Below are 19273 nucleotides of genomic sequence, written 5' to 3'. Positions count from 1 at the left end.
ATCGGTGGGAGCGGCACGATGGAGCGCGACGGCGCTGCTGGCGGGGGTGCTGGCCCTGGGTTGGGTGCCGGCGATGGCCACTCCGGAACCGCCCCCGGTCGACCCTCTCGGAGGAGCGGCCCCGGCCGACCCCGGAGCGTCCGAGCAGCCCGCCACCGGGGGCACGACCCCCGCACCCGTCCCCGCCCCGCCCCCGGCCGCGACCGGTTTCGTGCCCAACGGCAACGCGGGCGGCCCGGCCGTCTTCTCCCCGGTGCCGGCCGACCCGTCGATCGTGCCGGAGGCGCCCGAGAACGAGGGCCTCCCGGTGGAGGTCGACGATCGCGGCCCGTTCGCCCAGCAGGTCTCCTGCGACCCGATGGACCGCCCCGGCGTCGTCGCCTTCGCCCTGCTGGTCAGCACGCACTACGAGCGGCCCACCTGGTTCGGCTCGCGCCCCTGCATCGACTACGCCAGCTTCCACCACGACGGCCGCGGGCTCGACTGGCCGCTCAACGCCTTCGACCCCGCCGACCGGCAGATCGCGGACGCGGTCATCGTGTGGCTCACGGACAAGGACGGCGAGATGGCCGACCGGTTCGGCCTGGAGTACCTCATCTGGAACGGCCTCATCTGGCACGGCGACGGGCGCGGCTGGCAGTTCTACACCGGCACCCCGCACACCGACCACATCCACTTCTCCTTCACCTGGGACGGCGCCCAGATGCGCACCTCCTGGTGGACCGGCGTGGCCGTCAGCAAGCCCGACCTGGGACCCTGCGACGTCATCCCCGGGCAGTACGCCGCACTCCACCAGCTCCCGCGCGTCACCGCGTGCGAGTCGGGGGCGCTGGCGACCGCACCCGCGACGGGTATGGCGCGCGTGCGCCCCGGCGAGTCCGGCGGCGGTGTCGCGATGCTCCAGGAGCAGCTCACGCTGCCGGTCAGCGGCGTGCTCGACGACCGGACCCGCCAGGCGCTCATCGACTGGCAGACCGAGCACGACCTGCCGGTCACCGGGATCGCGGACGACTTCACCTACGCGGCGCTGCTGGGCTGGGAGCTGGGCGAGCTGCCGGAGGCCGTCCGGCCGGTGAAGCGGGCGGACTGGCAGTCCACGGCCTTCACCCCCCACCTGCGCACCACCGTCGCCCAGGGCGACTCGGGCAAGGCCGTCAAGGTCATCCAGGAGTTCCTCGGCGTCGAGGTCGACGGCGAGTTCGGACCCATCACGGCCAAGGCGCTGGGCGAGTGGGAGGAGAGCGTGCCGGTGCTCGCGGCCCAGGCGGAGCGTCAGGCCGAGGACGCGGCCGTCGTGACCCCCCTCACCTGGCTGATCGCCGAACGCACCGCCCACCCCACGTTCGCCGTGCGCGACGTCGAGCTGGAGCACGGCAGCCTGGACGAGGCCGCCGACCCCGCGGGTGAGCTGCTCGAGGCCAGGACCGTCGAGGAGGGGGAGCCCGAGCCGGAGTACGCCGGCGGGGCCGTCGCCCTCCTCCAGCGGCTGCTCGACCTCGAGGACGACGGCAGCTTCGGTCCGCTGACCGAGGAGGCCGTCCGCGAGGTGCAGAAGAAGGCCGAGCTCGAGGTCACCGGCGTGGTCGACGGACCGACCTGGGCAGCTGTCGAGAAGGCGGCCCTGAAAGCCGGCACCGTCGACGGAGCCCCCGGTGCGGAGGAGGCCCGCGAGCGCCGCGAGGCGAAGAAGGCGGCCGAGAAGAAGGCCAAGGAGGAGGCCGAGGCCAAGGAGGCCGCGGCCGAGGAGAAGGCCAAGGCCGAGAAGAAGGCCGAGGAGGCCGCGAGGAAGGCCGCCGAGCAGGCGCAGCACGACGCAGCGGTCGTCGCCGCCGGCTGACCCACCGACCGGCCCGGGCCGGCGCGCCTCGGTCGACGATCGGGCGGGGGTTCCCGGCCCGTGCCGGGACCGGGTCCCGCCGCTAGGGTTGACCCCATGGCGCGCACCCACATCGCTGCCCGGCTGGAGGACACCGTCCGCGCCCGGGTCATGTCGTCCCTGGTGAAGCGCGGGTGGCAGCAGCGGCTGTTCGGCTACACCGGGTACGCCAGCGTGGAACGGGCCCGGGTGTTCGCCCGCGTGGTCCTCTCCCGCCACGACCCGGAGGAGCGGACCGCCCTCACCCACGCCCAGGACTCCCTGCTGGACATCGCCCAGCGCGGCTGGCGCGTCTTCCTCACGGCACCGTACGTCGGCGCGCGGGTGGTCGTGCGGATGGGCGACGCGACCGTCGAGACCCTGAGCGACCGCGGCGGCTACATCGACGTCGAGGTCCCCGGCCACGGGCTTCCCCCCGGCTGGCAGGAGGCCGCGGTCTCGCTGGCCAACGGCGACACGGTCACGGTGTCGGTGCGCGTGGTCGACCCCTCGGCCGAGGTCGGCCTGGTCAGCGACATCGACGACACCGTGATGATCACCCACCTGCCGCGCATCTTCATCGCCGGCTGGAACACGTTCGTGCGTTCGGAGATGGTGCGCGAGCGGGTGCCCGGGATGGGCTCCATGTACCGCGCACTCGTGGCCGAGGACCCGCAGATGCCGCTGTTCTACCTCTCCACCGGGGCGTGGAACACCGCCCCGGCGCTGACCCGCTTCCTGCGGCGGCACGACTACCCCGTCGGGCCGATGCTGCTCACCGACTGGGGACCGACCAACACGGGGTGGTTCCGCTCCGGCCAGGAGCACAAGGAGCGTGAGCTGCGCCGGCTGGTCGCGGAGTTCCCGCACATCCGGTGGATCCTCGTCGGCGACGACGGGCAGCACGACCCGGTCATCTACGGCACCCTGGCCGCCGAGCACCCGGACGCGGTCGAGGCGATCTGCATCCGCGAGCTGACCCCCGCCGAGCAGGTGCTCTCCAGCGGTCTTCCGGTGGCCACGGACGAGCTGCTCGGCAAGCGGGCCAAGGCACCGATGCTCAAGGCGCCCAACGGCTACGGCCTGCACCAGCTGCTCGTGGGGGCGCGGCAGCGCCGGCGGGAGGAGGCCGGCCCGGCGACCCCCGACCCCGGCAGCGGGCTGGCCGTCGTGCCCGACGCGCAGGTGCAGGAGGGCGAGGGTGCCTGAGCTGCCGGAGGTGCAGGCGCTCGTCGACTTCCTCGCCGGGCGCACCCTGGACCGGGTCGTCACCGACGTCGAGCTCGGGTCCATCGCGGTGCTCAAGACCTTCGACCCGCCGCCGGACTCGCTCGTGGGCCGTCCGGTCGACGGTGTGCACCGCCACGGCAAGTTCGTCGACCTCGACGTCGACGGCACCCACCTCGTCTTCCACCTGGCGCGCGCCGGCTGGCTGCGCTGGTACGAGGAGGTGCCCGCGACCCGGGTCCGCCCGGGCAGGTCGCCCATCGCCCTGCGGGTGCGCCTCGACGACGACTCCGGCTTCGACCTCACCGAGGCGGGGACCCGCAAGGGCCTGGCGGCGTATGTCGTTCCCGACCCCGCCGCGGTCCCCGGCATCGCCTCCCTCGGGCCGGACCCCCTCGCCGAGGACTTCGACCTGGCGCAGTTCACCGCCCTGCTCGAGGGCCGGCGCACGCAGGTCAAGGGCCTGCTGCGGGACCAGTCGGTGCTCGCCGGCGTCGGGAACGCCTACTCCGACGAGGTGCTGCACGCGGCCCGGCTGTCACCGTTCGCGATCGCGGCCAAGCTCACCGAGGAGGAGGTGGCCCGCCTCTACGAGGCGCTCCGCACGACGCTGACCGCCGCCGTCCTGGCCGCCGAGGGACGGCCCGCGGCCGAGCTGAAGGACGCCAAGCGGCAGGGGATGAACGTCCACGGCCGCACCGGCGAGGCCTGCCCCGTGTGCGGGGACACCGTCCACGAGGTCTCCTTCGCGGACAGCTCGCTCCAGTACTGCCCGACCTGCCAGACCGGCGGCAAGGAGCTGGCCGACCGGCGCATGTCCCGCCTGCTGCGGTAGAGACCGCCCGGCGGCGGTGGGAGGATGTCTGGCATGAGCGAGATCCCCACCGTCTCCGTCGACCAGGTCCCCGACGACGCCCTCGTCGTGGACGTCCGCGAGCACGACGAGTTCGCCGCCGGACACACCCCCGGCGCCATCCACCTGCCCATGGGTGACGTCCCGGCGCGGCTGGACGAGCTGCCGATCACCGACGAGTCGCTCCCGGTGATCTGCCGTACCGGCGGTCGCTCCGGCCGGACCGTCCAGTGGCTCGTGCAGCAGGGCTTCGACGTGGTCAACGTCGACGGGGGCATGCAGGCCTGGAAGCGCCAGGGCAAGCCGATGGCGGCCGAGGGTGAAGGGGAGCCGACCGTCCTCTGACCCCAGCAGGTCAGGCCGGGGGCGTGAAGATGCGCGCCTGCCAGCCGAAGGTGCGGGCCGCCTCGACGTTCTGCGGCCGGTCGTCGGTGAACCGCACCTGCTCCCGACCGAGCTCCCGCCCGAGGCGACGTTCGATCTCCGCGTGCGCGACGGCATACGCCTCGGGGTCCGGCTTGGCCACCCCCAGGTCGCACGCGTTGAGCAGGGCGGGCACCAGGTGGCCCAGGCCGATGTGCTCCAGCTCCTCGGGCACCCGGTCGGTGCCGTTGGTGAAGACGAAGACGGGCGTCCCGGAGGCGGACAACCGGTCGACCAGCTCGGTGGTCGGGGCGATCGGGGTGCCCCGGTCCTCGACCCAGGCGGTCATCAGCCGGGCCACGGCCTGCGGAGCGTGACCGTCGTCCAGCAGGCGTGCCTCCAGGGCCGTGATCCACTCGGCGTGGGTGCAGCGACCGGTGAGCATCGCCATCCCCTCGTCGATGCCGAACGCGGTCTCCAGCACGCCCTCCAGGTCGGTGCCCAGACCGGCCGCCGCGCGGCCCACGTGGCCCTCGGTGTCGAAGGTGCGCAGCACCCCGTCGAGGTCGAGGACCGCCACGTCGGCCCGCTCGAGGAAGGCGGCGACCCGCCAGGGGACCGGACGGACGACCCGCGCCACGACGACGTCGACGATCCTGACGACCGCCCGGCCGTGCCGGGTGTCCAGGACGATCGTCTCCGCGTCGAGCTCGACGACACGCCCCACGACGTCGCTCGCGCGCCCGTCGGCCAGCCGTCGGCGGACGGTGACCCGCTCGCCGAGGGGGACCCGGGAGAGGTCTTCTGGGCGCATCTGCCCCACTCTAGCCGGGTGGTTAGAGGCCTGGAGAGGGCGCGATCGGGCGCCGGGGCAGCTGCGCTCCGCGGCCGGTGCCGGCCTCTGCTCTTCTCTGCGTGTCTCTGCCGCCCACGCTAGAGAACGACATACGGTCCGATGGTGGATCCGATCCGAAACCCCTACGCCCCCGGCGCGGGCCAGCGCCCGCCCGAGCTCGCCGGCCGCGACGAGCAGCTCGAGCGCTTCACCGTCGTCCTGGAGCGGATCCAGCGGGGACGCCCGGAACGCTCCATGATCCTCACCGGGCTGCGGGGCGTCGGCAAGACGGTGCTGCTCAACGCGCTGCGCAGCGCCGCGGTGCGGGCACGGTGGGGGACCGGCAAGTACGAGGCGCGCCCCGAGCAGGGGATGCGCCGGCCGATGGCCGCCGCCCTGCACGTCGCGGTTCGTGAGCTGGGGCACCCGCGGGGCGAGGAGCTCGACCACGTCCTGGGCGTCATCAAGGCGTTCGCCCAGAAGGACCAGCCGGGCGCCAAGCTGCGCGACCGCTGGAACCCGGGCATCGACGTGCCCGCGATGAGCGGCCGGGCCGACTCCGGCGACATCGAGATCGACCTCGTCGAGCTGTTCACCGACGTCGGCGGGCTGGCGGCGGACGTCGGCAAGGGCGTGGCGGTGTTCATCGACGAGATGCAGGACCTCTCGCCCGAGGACGTCTCGGCGATCTGTGCCGCCTGCCACGAGCTGAGCCAGTCGGCGCTGCCGGTCATCGTCGTCGGCGCGGGCCTGCCGCACCTGCCGGCGGTGCTGTCGGCGAGCAAGTCCTACTCCGAGCGGCTGTTCCGCTACAACCGGATCGACCGGCTCTCGCGCGAGGAGGCGGTCCGCGCGCTGCAGAACCCCGCCGCCGACGAGGACGCGGAGTGGGCGCCGGAGGCCCTCGAGGCGATGTATGCCGCGACCGGCGGCTACCCCTACTTCATCCAGGCCTACGGCAAGGAGGTCTGGGACCTGGCGCCGTCCTCGCCGATCACCGCCGAGGACGTGCGGGTCGCCTCCCCGGACGCCGAGGAGGAGCTGGCGGTGGGCTTCTTCGGCTCGCGCTACGAGCGGGCGACGCCGGGGGAGCGGGAGTACCTGCGGGCGATGGCCGACCTGGCCGCCGAGCACGCCGAGGCCGGGCAGGAGGTGGACGAGGTCGGGTCGGTGGCGACGGCGGACATCGCCACCCACCTGGGTCGCAAGCCGCAGTCGTTGTCCCCGGCCCGGGACGCCCTGCTGAAGAAGGGACTGATCTACAGCGGTGAGCGCGGGCGGATCGCGTTCACCGTGCCGCACTTCGGACGGTACCTGCGGGCGCAGACCTAGTCGTCGGTCGGCGGGGACGGTTCACGCCTGGTACTTTCGGCCGATCCGCACGGGCGCGGTTCCCTCTACGCTGAGGTCATGGCGGTCGACGCCCTCCAGGCACTGTGGGCCGAACCCCGTCCTCCACATCCGCCCGTCCGCGTGTGGCGGGACTGGGTGCTCGCGGCTGCGCTCGTGTCGTGGTCCGTCCTGGAGGTGATGCTCCGCGAGGAGACCGCGTGGCGGCCGCTCGTGCTCGGCGTCGGCGTCGTGGTGGCGCTCACCCTGTTGTGGCGACGCACCCATCCGCTGGGCGCCCTCGTGGTCGCCTTCGGCACGGTGACCGCGTTCGACGTCGCCAGACTGCTGACCCTCGACGTGACCGGGCTGGTGAGCGTCGCGGCCGTGCTCGTGCTGCCCTATTCGCTGTTCCGATGGGGAGCGGGCCGCGAGGCCGCGGTCGGTCTGGGGATCATCGTCGTCTGGCTCGCCGTCACCCTTGCCGTCGCGCACGTCACCGAGCCGGTCGGCGTGGCCGAGATCGTGGCCGGGTACGGGTTCTTCCTGTTCTCCGCCGCGCTCGGCATGGCGCTCCGCTACCACGCGAAGGCCCGCGTCCGCGACATCGAGCAGGCGAAGCTTCGCCAGCGCAACCAGCTCGCGCGAGAGCTGCACGACACGGTCGGCCACCACGTCTCGGCCATCGCCGTCGCGGCCCAGGCCGGGCGCGTCGCCGCTGCCACGCACCCAGACCGTGCACTGGCGGCCCTGGAGGCCATCGAGGACGCGGCGTCGCGGACCCTCGCGGAGATGCGCACCATGGTGCGCGTCCTGCGTGACGGGGCGGAGCCCGACCTCACCCCGCAACCGGGCGTGGCCGACATCGGATCCCTCGCCCGCAGCGACGGAGGGTATCCACGGGTCGACGTGCACCTGTCCGGCGACCTCGACCACCTCAGCCCCTCCGTCGGGGTCGCCCTCCACCGGATCGCCCGGGAGGCGGTCACCAACGCGGTGCGCCACGCCCGCAACGCGACCCGGGTCGTCATCCGGGTCACCGGCGAGGGGGACCAGGTCCGCCTGACCGTCCGCGACGACGGCGAGGTGAGCGCCGCTGGTCACCCCGTCCAGGGATACGGTCTCCTCGGCATGACCGAACGGGCCACCATCCTCGGCGGCAACCTCCGGGCCGGGCCTGCCCCCGAGGGCGGCTGGGCCGTCGAGACGGTGCTGCCGAAGCAGGGCGCGGCCGCATGACGATCCGCGTCCTCGTCGCCGACGACCAGGACATCGTCCGTGCCGGACTCACCATCATCCTCGACGCGCAACCCGGCATCGAGGTCGTCGGTCAGGCCGCCGACGGGCGCGAAGCGGTCAGGCTCGCCCGCAGGCTCCGGCCCGACGTCTGCCTCCTCGACATCCGCATGCCCGACGTCGACGGGATCGAGGCCACCCGCCAGCTCGCCGGCCCCGACGTGGAGGACCCGCTGGCCGTCGTCGTGATCACCACCTTCGACCTCGACGAGTACGTGCACGGCGCGTTGAAGGCAGGCGCCCGAGGCTTTCTGCTCAAGGACGCCGGCCCCGCCCTGCTCACCCAGGCTGTGCAGGCGGCCGCGCACGGCGACGCGCTCATCGCCCCGAGCATCACGGCGCGGCTGCTCGCCACCTTCGCCCAGACCGCCGGGTCGTCGCCGGCGCAGCCGATCGAACCGCTCACCAGCCGGGAGGAGGAGGTCCTGATCCCGGTCGCCCAGGGCCGGACGAACAGCGAGATCGCCGACGAACTGCACATCAGCCTCAGCACCGTCAAGACACACCTCGCGGCCCTCATGCGCAAGCTCGACGCCCGGAACCGGGTCGAGATCGCCATGTGGGCCCACGAGACAGGCCGTATCAAGACCTGACGGTCAGCACCGACCCGCTCCCGACGCGGATCAGCCGAAAGCACGAGACGCAGACGGTTCCATCGGCCGGCCCAGCTCCGGCCTCCGGGCCGATGTGCCCGCCGTCGAGCTCGACGATCGTGGAACCACCGATCCTCACCACGACAACGGAGCCCCTGATGAGAGCACCTCGACCCACCACCGCACTGCAGGACCCGCGCATTCCGGTGCAGGCCAAGCTCGCCGCAGCGTGGACGAGCGTCATGTTCCTCTACGCCTACGTCGACATTCTCGCCTTCTACAAGCCCGGTGTCGTCGACGACATCCTGGCCGGCATCGTCCACGAGTTCGCCACCGGCCCAACCTTTCTCGCCCTCGCGCTCACGCTCATGGCCATCCCGAGCCTGATGATCCTGCTCTCCACGACAATGCCCGCCCGCATCAACCGCACCATCAACCTCGTCGTAGCGACGCTCCTCATCCCCATCACGATCTACAACGCGGACGGGGAGTCCTGGACCTACTCCTACTTCTACGGCCTCTCCATCGGACTCGAGGTGCTGATCCTGGCCTTCATCCTGCGCTCCGCCTGGACCTGGCCACGCCGCACCGCATCGCCGGCGACCCTGGCAGCCAGCCTCGACAGCGAGCCGCTGCGCACGCCGCAGCAGGCGTGACCGCCCGCCCCGCGCCATACCCGACGTCGCCCGCCCCACCCGCAGGCCCGGCCACCTGCCTCAGCCTCTGCTGCTGAGCCCGGTCCGGTCCCACCCCCTCCCCTCCCATTCCCCAGAGAGGCCCCGCTCATGATCGAGGCGCACGAGCTCACCAAGCGCTACGGCGACCAGACCGCCGTCGACAGCATCAGCTTCACCATCGCGCCCGGCACCGTCACGGGGTTCCTCGGGCCGAACGGCGCCGGCAAGTCAACCACCATGCGCATGATCATGGGACTGGACCGCCCGACTTCGGGCAGCGTCACCGTCAACGGCAAGCCGTACCGGCAGCACCGTGCCCCGCTGCGGGAGGTCGGCGCCCTGCTGGAGGCCAGCGCCGTGCACCCCGGCCGTAGCGCCCGCTCGCACCTGCGGGCCATGGCCGCCACCCACAACATCCAGGCATCCCGGGTCGGGGAGGTCATCGAGATGACCGGCCTGGCCGGGGTCGCGACCAAGCGGGTCGGAGGGTTCTCCCTCGGCATGGGCCAGCGCCTGGGCATCGCCGCCGCCCTCCTGGGCGACCCCAGGACGCTCATCCTGGACGAGCCGGTCAACGGGCTCGACCCCGAGGGGGTGCAGTGGGTCCGCCAGTTCGTGCGCGCCCTGGCCGCCGAGGGACGAACCGTGTTCATCTCCTCGCACCTGATGAGCGAGATGTCCCGGACCGCCGACCAGCTCCTGGTGATCGGCCGCGGTCGCATCATCGCCGCCGGGACGGTCCAGCAGGTCATCGACTCCGTCGCCGGCGACGGTGTGCGGGTGCGCTCCCCGCGCGCCGGCGAGCTCGCCGCCGCGCTGACCGCCGACGGTGCCACCGTCACCTCCCCCGAGACCGGGATGCTCGAGGTCGGCGGGACCACCGCGGAGCACGTCGGCGAGGTCGCCGCCAGGCACGGGCTGCCGCTGCACGAGCTGTCCCCGCGCCGCGCCAGCCTCGAGGAGGCGTACATGCGCCTGACGCAGGACGCGGTCGAGTACCGCGCCCACACCACCCCCACCACGTCCAGGACCGAGAAGGCCGAGACCCGATGAGCACCCTGACCGCCGACCCCCCGACGACCTCACCCGCCGCCGCGCCCGCCGCCACCTCACCCGCCGTCGCGCAGGTGCAGCCCACCTTCGCCGGGGTCGTGCGCGGGGAGTGGATCAAGCTGCTGTCCCTGCGTTCGACGTGGTGGGCGGTGACGGCCACGGCCGCACTCATGACGCTGGCCTCCGTCGGCTTCGCCATGTCGCTGGACGCCATGGCCGACGACCCCGCCCTGGCCCCGGGCATCGAGCAGATGCACGGCGCCGAGATCGTCGCGAGCGGCTTCCCCTTCGGGATGCTCACCATCGCCGTCCTGGGCGCCCTGTCCTTCACCGGGGAGTACGCCACCGGCATGATCCGCTCCACGTTCGCCGCGGTCCCGACCCGGCTCCCCGTCCTGGGCGCCAAGGTCCTCACCCTCGTCGTCCTGGCCGCCGCGGTGGCACTCGTCAGCCTGACGCTGTCCTACCTGGTCACCATGCCCCAGCTCTCCCGGTACGACCTCGTCCCGGCCATCGACGACCCGGGTACCTGGCGCGTGCTCGGCGGCTCGGTCTACTGCCTCACCGCCGCCGCCCTGTTCTCGCTCGGCGTCGGCACGCTCCTCCGCTCCACCGCTGCCAGCCTGACCGCCGCCCTGACCGTGCTGCTGCTGCTGCCCGGCATCCTCAGCTTCATCCGTCTGGACCGGGTGGAGACCATCGTCAGCTACCTGCCGCTGCCGGCCTCCTCAGCGCTCCTCACCACCGGAGGCGCCGGGACGCACGGTGACTACCTCTCCACACAGGCGAGCCTGATCGTGATGGCCGCCTACGCCCTCGTCCCTCTCGCAGCGGCCGCGCTCATGCTGCACCGACGCGACGCCTGACACCCCGTGATGCGCGCGATCGTCCAGCAGGCGTACGGGGCCGGCGACGTCCTGCGACTGCAGGACGTCGACAAGCCCGCTCCCGGGCCGGACGAGGTGCTCGTCCGCGTGCGCGCAGCCTCGGTCAACCACGCAGACTGGTTCCTCACCACCGGCCGGCCGTACGTCATGCGCGCGGCACTCGGCCTGCGCAGGCCACGGGTCGCCATCCGCGGACGTGACCTGGCCGGCCGGGTCGAGGCGGTCGGCGCCGCTGTGACCCGGTTCCGTCCCGGCGACGACGTCTACGGCGAGACCACCACCGGCAGCTTCGCAGAGTTCGCCTGCGTCCCCGAACGGCTGCTGGCGCTCAAGCCGGCCAACCTCACCTTCGAGCAGGCCGCTGCGGTGCCGCTCGCCGCCGTCACCGCCCTGCAGGGCCTGCGCGACGTCGGCGGTGTGCAGCCCGGCCAGGCGGTGCTGATCGACGGCGCGTCAGGGGGTGTCGGCACGTTCGCGGTGCAGATCGCCAAGACGCTGGGCGCCGATGTCACCGGAGTGTGCAGCACCCGGAACGTGGAGCTGGTCCGCTCGCTCGGTGCGGACCGTGTGATCGACTACACCCGGGAGGACTTCGCCCGCGGCGGGCAGCGCTTCGACGTGATCCTCGACCTCGCGGGCCGGCACCCTCTGGCCGACTGCAGACGAGCGTTGACCCGTACGGGGACGCTCGTCTCGGCGAGCGGTTTCGGCGGTCCGGTGCTCGGGCCGCTGGGGCGCTACGTCGGAGCGCTTGCCTTGTCTCCGTTCGTGTCCCAACGACTGCGCGTGCTCGCGGCACAGCCGTCCCACCAGGACCTCGAGACGCTCACGGCGCTGATCGACGCCGAAGCGGTCCGGCCCGTGATCGAGACGACCTACGCGCTGGCCCAGACCGCCGAGGCCATCCGCCACCTCGCCGAGCGACACACCCGGGCCAAGATCGTCATCGCCGTGCCCGGCAGCCAGGCCGGGCCGCAACCATCGACGAAGGAGGCCGGGGATGATTGACCTGGGCATCTGGTGGTCGAGGGTGGTGCCGTGGAGGCCGAGGGCGAGCGCAGCAGATCCGTCAGACCCGTGGGCTCTCCTCTCGAAGCCGCGGCTCCACGCGCAGGTCTGGACGGAAACCTGCCTTGTCGGCATAGAACGCCCGGATGCGGTCCATGTCGGCGGCCATGTCTCCAGTGATCTCCAGGGTCGGGCCCAGACCCGTGGTCATCGTGGTGCGGTCGACATAACCGAGCGTCACCGGCATACCGCTCTCCCGGGCGATGCGGTAGAAACCGGACTTCCAATGGCTGTGCCCTCCACGGGTTCCGTCGGGAGTGACCACGAGCCCGAAGACCTCGCCCGAGCGGACGAGCTCCACCACCTCGTCGACGACACGGCCCGCGTCCGACCGGTCGACGGGAATGCCACCCAGGGCACGCATGAGCGGGCCACGCCAGCCCGTGAACAGGGTGTGCTTGCCCAGCCAGCGGATGTCCATGTCCAGGCGCCAGGTGATCCCCAGCATCAGGACGAAGTCCCAGTTGGAGGTGTGGGGTGCACCGACGAGCACCGTCGGCCGGTCCGGTGCGGGCGCGGTGGACAGTCTCCAGCGGCTGAGCGACCAGAAGGCGCGAGCCGCAAGGCGTCGAAGCATGGGCCCACGGTAGTCGTGGGCCCGATGTTGCTGGAAGCCTTTCCCGGTGCGGTGCTCGCTGTCGCCGCTGGGTGCTCGACCCCTACCCGGCGGCACTCAGGGCCCGAGCGTCCTCGGCCGAGGTGTCACCGACTGTCGCGAAACCAGTGCGCGACATACGCCGGTGCGGTGTCGGCAGCCTCGAGGAAGAACGCGAGGTGCGACCCGTCCATCCAGTAGAGCTCGGAACCAGCGATGTGCTCGTGGGCATGATCGGCATGGGTCGGCGGGACGACCTTGTCCGAGCGGCCGTGGACGATCAGTGTCGGGCACGTGATGCGTTCCAGTGGCGCAGGGGTAGAGACGGTGAAGTCGTTCCTCATCCCCTGGCGTCGCCGGGCCACGCCGAGGGATGCTGCAAGGGTGGCTTCCAGCCACGCGGTCCGGCCGGGGAGTGCGGCGAGCACCGCCGCCCGTTCGGACGCGGCGCGCCGGGTGTAGGTGCCGAAGGACCGCAACAGCGTGGTGAGTGTCGGCTTCGTGGCGTGCCGCAGGAGCCAGATCACCGCCTTGAGCAGGAAGTCCTGCGCCGCCGCTTGCGCCCCCGCCTGCGCGATCGCGCTCGGACCGTGGTCGGTCAGGCACACGGCGTCGACCTGCACGAGCTTGCTGATGCGGCGACCGTGGCGGGCAGCGAGCTCGTACGCCGCCGGGCCGCCGCCCGAGACGGCGATCACGTGGATGCGTTCGATCTCGAGGGCGTCCAGGAGCGCCGCCAGGGCATCCCCCTGCTGCGCGAACGTCCGCCCGGTCGACAGCGGTGTGCCCAGGTACCCCGGCCTGCTCGGGGCGATGATCCGGTAGCCGTTCAGCCGCAGGTGCTCCGCGGCCACGAGACCTTGGTCCCACCCGCCCTGCGAGCCGTGGATGGACAGGATCGCCTCGCCGTGCCCCCGCTCTGCATACTCGAACGGTCCCGACGCCGTGTGGACGATCTGTGGGACTTCCGCCATGGCTGCGCGGAAGTCTTCCGCGGTGGGTGATGTCGGCGCGGTCACCATGGTCAACGGTCCCAGGCGTTCACGGTCTCGACAAGAGCCACGCTGACAACGTGCCGACGCGGTCAGCCAGCCGCCAGGTGAGCGCGGTGAGCGTCGGACCGGCGACCACAGCGCAGCACCACCAGGGAGGAACCGGCGCTGTAGGAGCGGAAGGAGATGCCGTCGTACGGCCTGCCGGAAACGGTGAAGAGGGCGGCCACGGTGAGGGCGGCCACGATCTTCTACCACCACGACTGGCCAGCCGGAGTCGTGGAGGGACAGCCCGAGGCAGCGCCCGGTTGTCGCTCGTCCGGAGTCCGGTGAGAGGGCCTGTCCAGGTGGTCCGGATCGACCGCGACCCGTCAGGCTGGGCGCTCAGGACACCCTGAGGTCCATCACCTCGTAGGGCCCGGCCATGGCGCCCGTTCCCTCGGGGACCTGCGCCAGCGCCTCCTGCGGGACGACGTTCCGCATGACGATCCTCAGCCCTTCCGCGGTGAAGGTGAGGTCGATCTGCCATCCCCAGGTGTCGGCATACCGCCCCTCGAGCTCGACAGTCCCATCCTCGAGGCGTCCGGTGAGGGTCATCGGAGCCGGCTGCTGGTGCCAGGCGTCGAGCCAGGTGCCTCGGACCAGGGCGTCCTCGTCGTCGGGCGAGCCGGCGAGGAGCACCCCCTCCTGGAGGCCGTCCGTCGGGTGGGTCCAGGTGTAGGTCACGAGCAGCGCGTGGCCGCCCGCGCGGGTCTCGACCCTGGCCGTGGCGGGGCCTGGCTCGACGTCGTCGGTGGGCATCAGCCGGAAGCCGGCCTGGCCCGAGAGGTCACGGGAGGATGTCGTGGCGGTCAGGTCGGGCCAGGGAGCGGTCATGGCCCATTCTGACCCACCCCGCGCTGTCGGAAGCGGGGCCGGGAGCAGCACGAGGTGCCCACGGTGTGAGGTCGGCAGGGCGCGGGGTTCCTCGGGAACGAGGTGCCCACGGGGCAAGGTCGCGAAGGAAGGACCTCCATCGCCGTGGTGGGCGATGGAGGTCCGACGATCCCGACCTCACCTGTGCGGCCGGGGGGGCGGGGGGGCGGCCGGGGGGTGCCCAGGTGGGAGCGTCAGGCGTCGACAGGGCTGACGGTCTGTCCCTGCCTGACGGTCCGCCCGTCCCTCAGGGCCGGTCCCTGCCTCACGTCGTCGTCCGACGGTGCGCCGTCGGCGGAGCGGCCCGGGCCCTGGTGGTCGTGGCCCGACCGGGCGTCAGCTCCGCGGTGGCGGCGCAGCAGCCGCATCGCGTTGACGATGACGACCAGGACCGACACCTCGTGGACCAGCATCCCGATCGCCATGGTGACGCCGCCGAAGAGCACGCCGGCCAGGAGCGCGGCGACCGTGAGCAGTGCGACCGCGATGTTCTGCCGCATGTTGTTGACGGTGCGCCGGGCGAGCGAGACGGCCTCGGGCAGCTTGAGCAGGTCGTCCTTCATGAGCGCGATGTCGGCCGTCTCGATGGCCACGCCCGTGCCGGCGGCGCCCATGGCCACGCCGATGTCGGCCGTGGCCAGCGCGGGGGCGTCGTTGACGCCGTCGCCGACCATGGCCACGACGTAGCCCTGGCGCCGCAGGTCCTCGACGGCCTCAAGCTTGTCCTCGGGCAGCAGGCCGGCGCGGACCTCGTCCACCCCGACGGCGGCGCCGACGGCGCGGGCGACCGGCTCGATGTCGCCGGTGAGCATGACGACCTTCTTGACGCCCGCGGCGTGCAGGCGGCGCACCATCTCCGGGGCGTCGTCCCGGACCCGGTCGGCGACCGCGACGACGCCGAGGATGCGCCCGTCGCGGGAGACGACCATCGGGGTGCGGCCGGCGGCGGCCAGCTCCTCGACGACCTGGGCGGCACGGGCCAGGTCGGCGGCGGGGTGATGGGCCCCGCGTGCCTCGCCGGCGGCGACGTCGCCGGCGGTGACGTCACCGGCGCCGAGGCTGCCGGCCGGTGCGTCGTGCGCGACGGCACCCTGCTCGGCCCCGACCAGCGCGAGGTTGCCCACGGCCACCCGGTGCCCGTCGAGCGTGGCGACGATGCCCTTTCCGGGCACCGGTTCGGTGTGCTCGGGCAGGCCGGAGACGTGCAGGCCCTCGGCGGCGGCGGCCTCCAGGATCGGGCGGGCCAGGGGGTGCTCGGACCCCGCCTCGGCGCGGGCGGCCAGCCGCAGCACCTCGTCGCGGTCGACGTCGCCCAGGGCGACCACGTCGGTGAGCCGCGGACGACCTTCGGTGAGCGTGCCGGTCTTGTCCAGCGCGACCGCGTCGATCCGGGCCGAGGTCTCGAGGAACTCGCCACCCTTGATGAGGATGCCGTCCTTGGCGCCGCGGCCGATGCCGGCCACGATCGAGACGGGGATGGAGATGACCAGCGCCCCGGGGCAGCCGATGACGAGCAGGGTCAGGGCGAGGACGACGTCCTGGGTCAGCAGGCCGACGGAGAGCGCGAGGACGATGATCGCGGGGGTGTACCAGGCGGAGAAGCGGTCCATGAACGCCTGCGTGCGGGCCTTGGCGTCCTGGGCCTCCTCGACCCGGTGGATGATGCGGGCCAGCGTCGTGTCGGCACCCACACCGGTCGCGGTGACCTGCAGGAACCCACCGGTGGCGATCGTGCCGGCGAACACCGGGTCGCCGGCCGACTTCTCGACCGGGATCGACTCGCCGGTGATGGACGCCTCGTCCAGGGCTCCGGTGCCGCCGGACACGGTGCCGTCGACCGGCACCTTCGTGCCGTTCTTGACGAGGGCGGTCTCGCCCGGGCGCACCTCGGCGGCCGACACCTCGACCTGCTGCCCGTCGCGCAGCACGACGGCGACGTCGGGCGCGACCGCGACCAGCTCGGCCAGCGCCGACCGCGTCTTGTTGAGGGTGGCCGCCTCCAGGGCGTGCCCCACCGCGAAGAGGAAGGTGACCGCTGCCGCCTCCCAGTAGTTGCCGATGATCACGGCACCGATCGCGGCGATCGAGACGAGCAGGTCGATGCCGACGACCCTGGCGGTCAGGGCCTGCCAGGCCTTGAGCACGACGGGGGTCCCGGCCACGACGGCGGCGAGGATCATCAGGACGTCGCCCCAGCCCGGCAGGTCCAGCACCCGGCTCAGCACGAGCGAGGCGAGGATCGCCGACCCGGAGAGCGTGGGCACGGCCCACCGGCCGTGCAGCCAGGTCTGGATCTGGTTCATGGTGGAGAAACTTCTTTCGCAGGATGAGCTGGAGGCGCGCGGTGCGCACCGGGGGAGAAGGTCTGCGAGCCGGGGGTATGCCGTGCCGCAGAGCCGGGGTATGCCGTGCGGGGGAGCCGGGGTATGCCGCGCCGCCGCTCAGGGGTATGCCGTGCCCGCGTACGCCGTGCACCCGCGGCCCCAGGACGGGAGCCGCGGGTGCCGGTGGGCTCAGAAGGCGGCCGGGCGGGCGGTGTAGCCGGCCTTGGCGACCGCGGCGACGAGGTCGTCGACGCTCACGAGCGCCTCGTCGTGGGTGACCTCGATGCGGGCCGAGGCGAAGTGCACCTTCACGGACTCCACACCGGCGAGGCGGCCGACCTGCTTCTCGATCTTGGCCACGCAGGACGGGCAGGAGAAGCCCTCGGCGCGCAGGGTGGTCCGGGTGGTGGCGGTCGTGGTGTCGGCGGTCCGGTCGGTGCTCGTGGTGGTCATCACGGCGTCCTTTCGCTGGTGGTGTCACGCCCCCGTTCGGGGCTGATGACCTCAAGCTACGGACGATGCGCCGTCGGTTCCTTGACGCAGGTCAAGTCGGACCGGACCACGGTGGCAGCCCCCCCGACGCAGGAGCCCCCCGACGCGCGAGGCCCCCCGGCGCGCGAGCCTCCCGACGCGCGAGGCCCCCCGACGCGCGAGGCCCCCCGACGTCCCAGGGAAGCCCTTCCCTCAGATCGCCTCGACCTCGGGGTAGCGCGGCTGCCACATCCGCTCGTACACCTGCTGCACGGGGTCGGTGAGCGGCCGGTCGGCGACGCCCTCGACCGCGGCCTGCTTGGCCACCTCGATCGCGACCGTGGCCGACACCAGGCGCAGCTCCCCGATGCCGGGCAGCAGGGGGGCGCCGGGGCGCCAGGCGTTGACGAGGCTGGCCAGGGCCTGGGAGGCGGCGGCGATCATCCCTGGCGTGATCCGGGTGGCCCCGCAGGCGGCGACGCCGAGCCCGAGACCCGGGAAGATGAGCGCGTTGTTGGACTGGGCGATCGTGTGCCGGATCCCGTCGTGGGTGACCGGCTCGAACGGGCTGCCGGTCGCCACCAGCGCCCGTCCGTCGGACCACCGCAGGACGTCGGCGGGGGTGGCCTCGGCCCGGCTCGTGGGGTTGGACAGCGGAAAGATGATCGGCCGCGGGTTGTTCCGGGACATCTCCTCCACGACCTCCTGGGTGAAGGCCCCGCCCTTGGTCGAGGTGCCGATGAGGATCGTGGGCCGCACGTTGCGGATCACGTCCATCAGCCCGATGTTCCCCGGGTCCTTCACGTCCCAGGCCGCGACCTCGGCCCGCGGCCGGGCGTAGGGCCGCTGGAAGTCGTGCAGGGTGTCGTCGTCGTCGACGTAGAGCCCCTGCAGGCCGATCGACCAGAATCGGCCGTGAGCCTCCTCCTCGCTCCGCGCGGTCCGTGAGCGCAGCATCTGGTCCTTGACGAGGTCGGCGATGCCGATGCCGGCGCTCCCGGCCCCGAAGATGACGATCCGCTGCTCGTCCAGGCTGGTGCCGGTCACGTCGACGCCGGCCAGCAGGGCGGCCAGCACGACGGCCGCCGTGCCCTGGATGTCGTCGTTGAAGGTGCAGACCTCGTCGCGGTAGCGCTCCAGGATCCGGTGCGCGTTGGCGGTGCCGATGTCCTCCCAGTGGATCATCGCGTGCGGGAAGAGCTTGGTCACCGTCTGCACGAACTGGTCGATGAACTCGTCGTAGCGCTCGCCGCGCACCCGGGCGTGCCGCTCGCCGAGGTAGAGGTCGCTGGAGAGCAGGCCGAGGTTGTCGGTGCCGGTGTCCAGGACGACCGGGATGGTCCGTCGGGGATGGATCCCCGCCGCGGCGGTGTAGACGGACAGCTTGCCGATGGCGATCTGGATGCCGCCGATGCCCTGGTCGCCGATGCCCAGGATGCCCTCGGAGTCGGTGACGCACACCAGGTCCACGTCCTCGGAGTCCAGCCCGTAGTTGCGCAGCCCCTGCTCGACCTTCTCCGGGTGGTCGATCGAGAGGAAGACCCCGCGCGGCCGGTTGTAGGTGTGGCTGAACCGCTCGATCGCCTCCCCGATGGTGGGCGTGTAGACGACCGGCAGCATCTCCTCCAGGTGGCTCGAGAGCAGGTGGTAGAAGAGCACCTCGTTGCGGTCGCGCAGCGCGTTCAGCGCGAGGAACTTGCCGAGCATCGTCTTGGTCGAACGGAACTGGTCGTAGACCCGCCGGGTCTGGTTCTCCATGGTGGTGAACGCGGTCGGCATCAGCCCGTCGAGCTCGAGCGCCTCCCGCTGCGCCTCGGTGAACGCCGTCCCCCGGTTGGTCATCGGGTTGGACAGCACCGCCCGGCCTCGGGTCCGGATCCGCAGCTTCGCGTTGCCGACGGCGGTGGCCTGCTCGTACTCACGCTTCATGGGTCCACCCT

General features: G+C 72.5%; 18 protein-coding genes. 11 read left to right on the top strand and 7 right to left on the bottom strand.

All coding sequences use genetic code 11. The features are described from left to right. The first annotated feature begins 4 nt into the window (after positions 1 to 4). The 4 genes from ACWHYA_RS03925 (at position 5) to ACWHYA_RS03910 (ending at position 4280) form a co-directional block, all read left to right on the top strand. Entirely contained in the window at positions 5 to 1837 is a 1833-nt protein-coding gene (locus ACWHYA_RS03925; protein ID WP_425943005.1) for a peptidoglycan-binding domain-containing protein, read from the top strand. A gap of 96 nt (positions 1838 to 1933) precedes the next feature. Next, complete coding sequence (locus tag ACWHYA_RS03920) at positions 1934 to 3064, top strand: App1 family protein (protein WP_425943006.1); 1131 nt, start codon at positions 1934 to 1936, stop codon at positions 3062 to 3064. After that, entirely contained in the window at positions 3057 to 3917 is an 861-nt protein-coding gene (locus tag ACWHYA_RS03915) for an Fpg/Nei family DNA glycosylase (protein ID WP_425943007.1), read from the top strand. Before ACWHYA_RS03920 ends, ACWHYA_RS03915 begins: the two co-directional genes overlap by 8 nt. A gap of 33 nt (positions 3918 to 3950) precedes the next feature. Further along, positions 3951 to 4280 carry a rhodanese-like domain-containing protein gene (locus ACWHYA_RS03910; RefSeq protein WP_425943008.1) on the top strand — a complete coding sequence of 110 codons (330 nt, stop codon included), beginning with the start codon at positions 3951 to 3953 and terminating at the stop codon, positions 4278 to 4280. Positions 4281 to 4290: 10 nt separating this feature from the next. On the opposite strand, the gene ACWHYA_RS03905 is transcribed toward ACWHYA_RS03910, so the two are convergent. Next, positions 4291 to 5112, bottom strand: coding sequence for an HAD family hydrolase (locus ACWHYA_RS03905; protein ID WP_425943009.1), 822 nt, complete (start codon positions 5110 to 5112; stop codon positions 4291 to 4293). A gap of 144 nt (positions 5113 to 5256) precedes the next feature. Here ACWHYA_RS03905 and ACWHYA_RS03900 point away from each other — a divergent pair, with 144 nt between their 5' ends. The 7 genes from ACWHYA_RS03900 to ACWHYA_RS03870 all read left to right on the top strand — a co-directional run bounded on the left by ACWHYA_RS03900 (position 5257) and on the right by ACWHYA_RS03870 (position 11976). Continuing rightward, complete coding sequence (locus ACWHYA_RS03900) at positions 5257 to 6465, top strand: AAA family ATPase (RefSeq protein ID WP_425943010.1); 1209 nt, start codon at positions 5257 to 5259, stop codon at positions 6463 to 6465. Positions 6466 to 6543: 78 nt separating this feature from the next. After that, complete coding sequence (locus ACWHYA_RS03895; protein ID WP_425943011.1) at positions 6544 to 7701, top strand: sensor histidine kinase; 1158 nt, start codon at positions 6544 to 6546, stop codon at positions 7699 to 7701. Further along, positions 7698 to 8351 (top strand): response regulator, encoded by a 654-nt coding sequence (locus tag ACWHYA_RS03890; protein WP_425943012.1) that lies wholly within the window; start codon positions 7698 to 7700, stop codon positions 8349 to 8351. The genes ACWHYA_RS03895 and ACWHYA_RS03890 overlap by 4 nt, the downstream gene beginning before the upstream one ends. A 158-nt stretch (positions 8352 to 8509) precedes the next feature. Continuing rightward, positions 8510 to 9007, top strand: coding sequence for a DUF6326 family protein (locus tag ACWHYA_RS03885; RefSeq protein WP_425943013.1), 498 nt, complete (start codon positions 8510 to 8512; stop codon positions 9005 to 9007). A 129-nt stretch (positions 9008 to 9136) separates the two neighbouring features. Continuing rightward, positions 9137 to 10081 (top strand): ABC transporter ATP-binding protein, encoded by a 945-nt coding sequence (locus tag ACWHYA_RS03880; protein ID WP_425943014.1) that lies wholly within the window; start codon positions 9137 to 9139, stop codon positions 10079 to 10081. Beyond that, positions 10078 to 10947 (top strand): ABC transporter permease subunit, encoded by an 870-nt coding sequence (locus tag ACWHYA_RS03875; RefSeq protein ID WP_425943015.1) that lies wholly within the window; start codon positions 10078 to 10080, stop codon positions 10945 to 10947. The genes ACWHYA_RS03880 and ACWHYA_RS03875 overlap by 4 nt, the downstream gene beginning before the upstream one ends. A 9-nt stretch (positions 10948 to 10956) precedes the next feature. Beyond that, complete coding sequence (locus ACWHYA_RS03870; RefSeq protein ID WP_425943016.1) at positions 10957 to 11976, top strand: NAD(P)-dependent alcohol dehydrogenase; 1020 nt, start codon at positions 10957 to 10959, stop codon at positions 11974 to 11976. 61 nt (positions 11977 to 12037) lie between these two features. Here the strand turns inward: ACWHYA_RS03870 and ACWHYA_RS03865 are convergent, their stop codons facing one another. From ACWHYA_RS03865 to ACWHYA_RS03840, 6 genes are all read right to left on the bottom strand, one after another. Continuing rightward, the gene (locus ACWHYA_RS03865) at positions 12038 to 12613 is read right to left on the bottom strand and encodes a 1-acyl-sn-glycerol-3-phosphate acyltransferase (protein WP_425943017.1); all 576 of its coding nucleotides are present in this window, start codon (positions 12611 to 12613) and stop codon (positions 12038 to 12040) included. Positions 12614 to 12738: 125 nt separating this feature from the next. Further along, a complete protein-coding gene (locus ACWHYA_RS03860; RefSeq protein WP_425943018.1) occupies positions 12739 to 13653 on the bottom strand; it encodes an alpha/beta fold hydrolase in 915 nt (304 codons plus the stop codon). 354 nt (positions 13654 to 14007) lie between these two features. Continuing rightward, positions 14008 to 14499: a hypothetical protein gene (locus ACWHYA_RS03855; RefSeq protein WP_425943019.1), complete on the bottom strand. Its 492-nt coding sequence runs from the start codon at positions 14497 to 14499 to the stop codon at positions 14008 to 14010. A gap of 233 nt (positions 14500 to 14732) precedes the next feature. Beyond that, the gene (locus ACWHYA_RS03850; protein WP_425943020.1) at positions 14733 to 16841 is read right to left on the bottom strand and encodes a heavy metal translocating P-type ATPase; all 2109 of its coding nucleotides are present in this window, start codon (positions 16839 to 16841) and stop codon (positions 14733 to 14735) included. Positions 16842 to 17051: 210 nt separating this feature from the next. Continuing rightward, positions 17052 to 17315 carry a heavy-metal-associated domain-containing protein gene (locus ACWHYA_RS03845; protein WP_425943021.1) on the bottom strand — a complete coding sequence of 88 codons (264 nt, stop codon included), beginning with the start codon at positions 17313 to 17315 and terminating at the stop codon, positions 17052 to 17054. A 231-nt stretch (positions 17316 to 17546) separates the two neighbouring features. Then, on the bottom strand, positions 17547 to 19262 hold the full coding sequence (locus ACWHYA_RS03840) for an NAD-dependent malic enzyme (protein WP_425943022.1): 1716 nt from the start codon (positions 19260 to 19262) through the stop codon (positions 17547 to 17549). Positions 19263 to 19273 lie beyond the last annotated feature (11 nt).

The sequence above is a fragment of the Ornithinimicrobium carbonis genome (assembly GCF_977012275.1).
This window is presented reverse-complemented; position numbering and strand designations above follow the sequence as displayed.

What these genes read in the sequence shown, in the direction of transcription:
- ACWHYA_RS03920 (WP_425943006.1), top strand. Translation starts at nt 1,934, where the DNA reads ATGGCGCGCACCCACATCGCTGCCCGGCTGGAGGACACCGTCCGCGCC.
- ACWHYA_RS03910 (WP_425943008.1), top strand. Translation starts at nt 3,951, where the DNA reads ATGAGCGAGATCCCCACCGTCTCCGTCGACCAGGTCCCCGACGACGCC.
- ACWHYA_RS03905 (WP_425943009.1), bottom strand. Translation starts at nt 5,112, where the DNA reads ATGCGCCCAGAAGACCTCTCCCGGGTCCCCCTCGGCGAGCGGGTCACC.
- ACWHYA_RS03895 (WP_425943011.1), top strand. Translation starts at nt 6,544, where the DNA reads ATGGCGGTCGACGCCCTCCAGGCACTGTGGGCCGAACCCCGTCCTCCA.
- ACWHYA_RS03890 (WP_425943012.1), top strand. Translation starts at nt 7,698, where the DNA reads ATGACGATCCGCGTCCTCGTCGCCGACGACCAGGACATCGTCCGTGCC.
- ACWHYA_RS03885 (WP_425943013.1), top strand. Translation starts at nt 8,510, where the DNA reads ATGAGAGCACCTCGACCCACCACCGCACTGCAGGACCCGCGCATTCCG.
- ACWHYA_RS03880 (WP_425943014.1), top strand. Translation starts at nt 9,137, where the DNA reads ATGATCGAGGCGCACGAGCTCACCAAGCGCTACGGCGACCAGACCGCC.
- ACWHYA_RS03875 (WP_425943015.1), top strand. Translation starts at nt 10,078, where the DNA reads ATGAGCACCCTGACCGCCGACCCCCCGACGACCTCACCCGCCGCCGCG.
- ACWHYA_RS03870 (WP_425943016.1), top strand. Translation starts at nt 10,957, where the DNA reads ATGCGCGCGATCGTCCAGCAGGCGTACGGGGCCGGCGACGTCCTGCGA.
- ACWHYA_RS03865 (WP_425943017.1), bottom strand. Translation starts at nt 12,613, where the DNA reads ATGCTTCGACGCCTTGCGGCTCGCGCCTTCTGGTCGCTCAGCCGCTGG.
- ACWHYA_RS03860 (WP_425943018.1), bottom strand. Translation starts at nt 13,653, where the DNA reads ATGGTGACCGCGCCGACATCACCCACCGCGGAAGACTTCCGCGCAGCC.
- ACWHYA_RS03855 (WP_425943019.1), bottom strand. Translation starts at nt 14,499, where the DNA reads ATGACCGCTCCCTGGCCCGACCTGACCGCCACGACATCCTCCCGTGAC.
- ACWHYA_RS03850 (WP_425943020.1), bottom strand. Translation starts at nt 16,841, where the DNA reads ATGAACCAGATCCAGACCTGGCTGCACGGCCGGTGGGCCGTGCCCACG.
- ACWHYA_RS03845 (WP_425943021.1), bottom strand. Translation starts at nt 17,315, where the DNA reads ATGACCACCACGAGCACCGACCGGACCGCCGACACCACGACCGCCACC.
- ACWHYA_RS03840 (WP_425943022.1), bottom strand. Translation starts at nt 19,262, where the DNA reads ATGAAGCGTGAGTACGAGCAGGCCACCGCCGTCGGCAACGCGAAGCTG.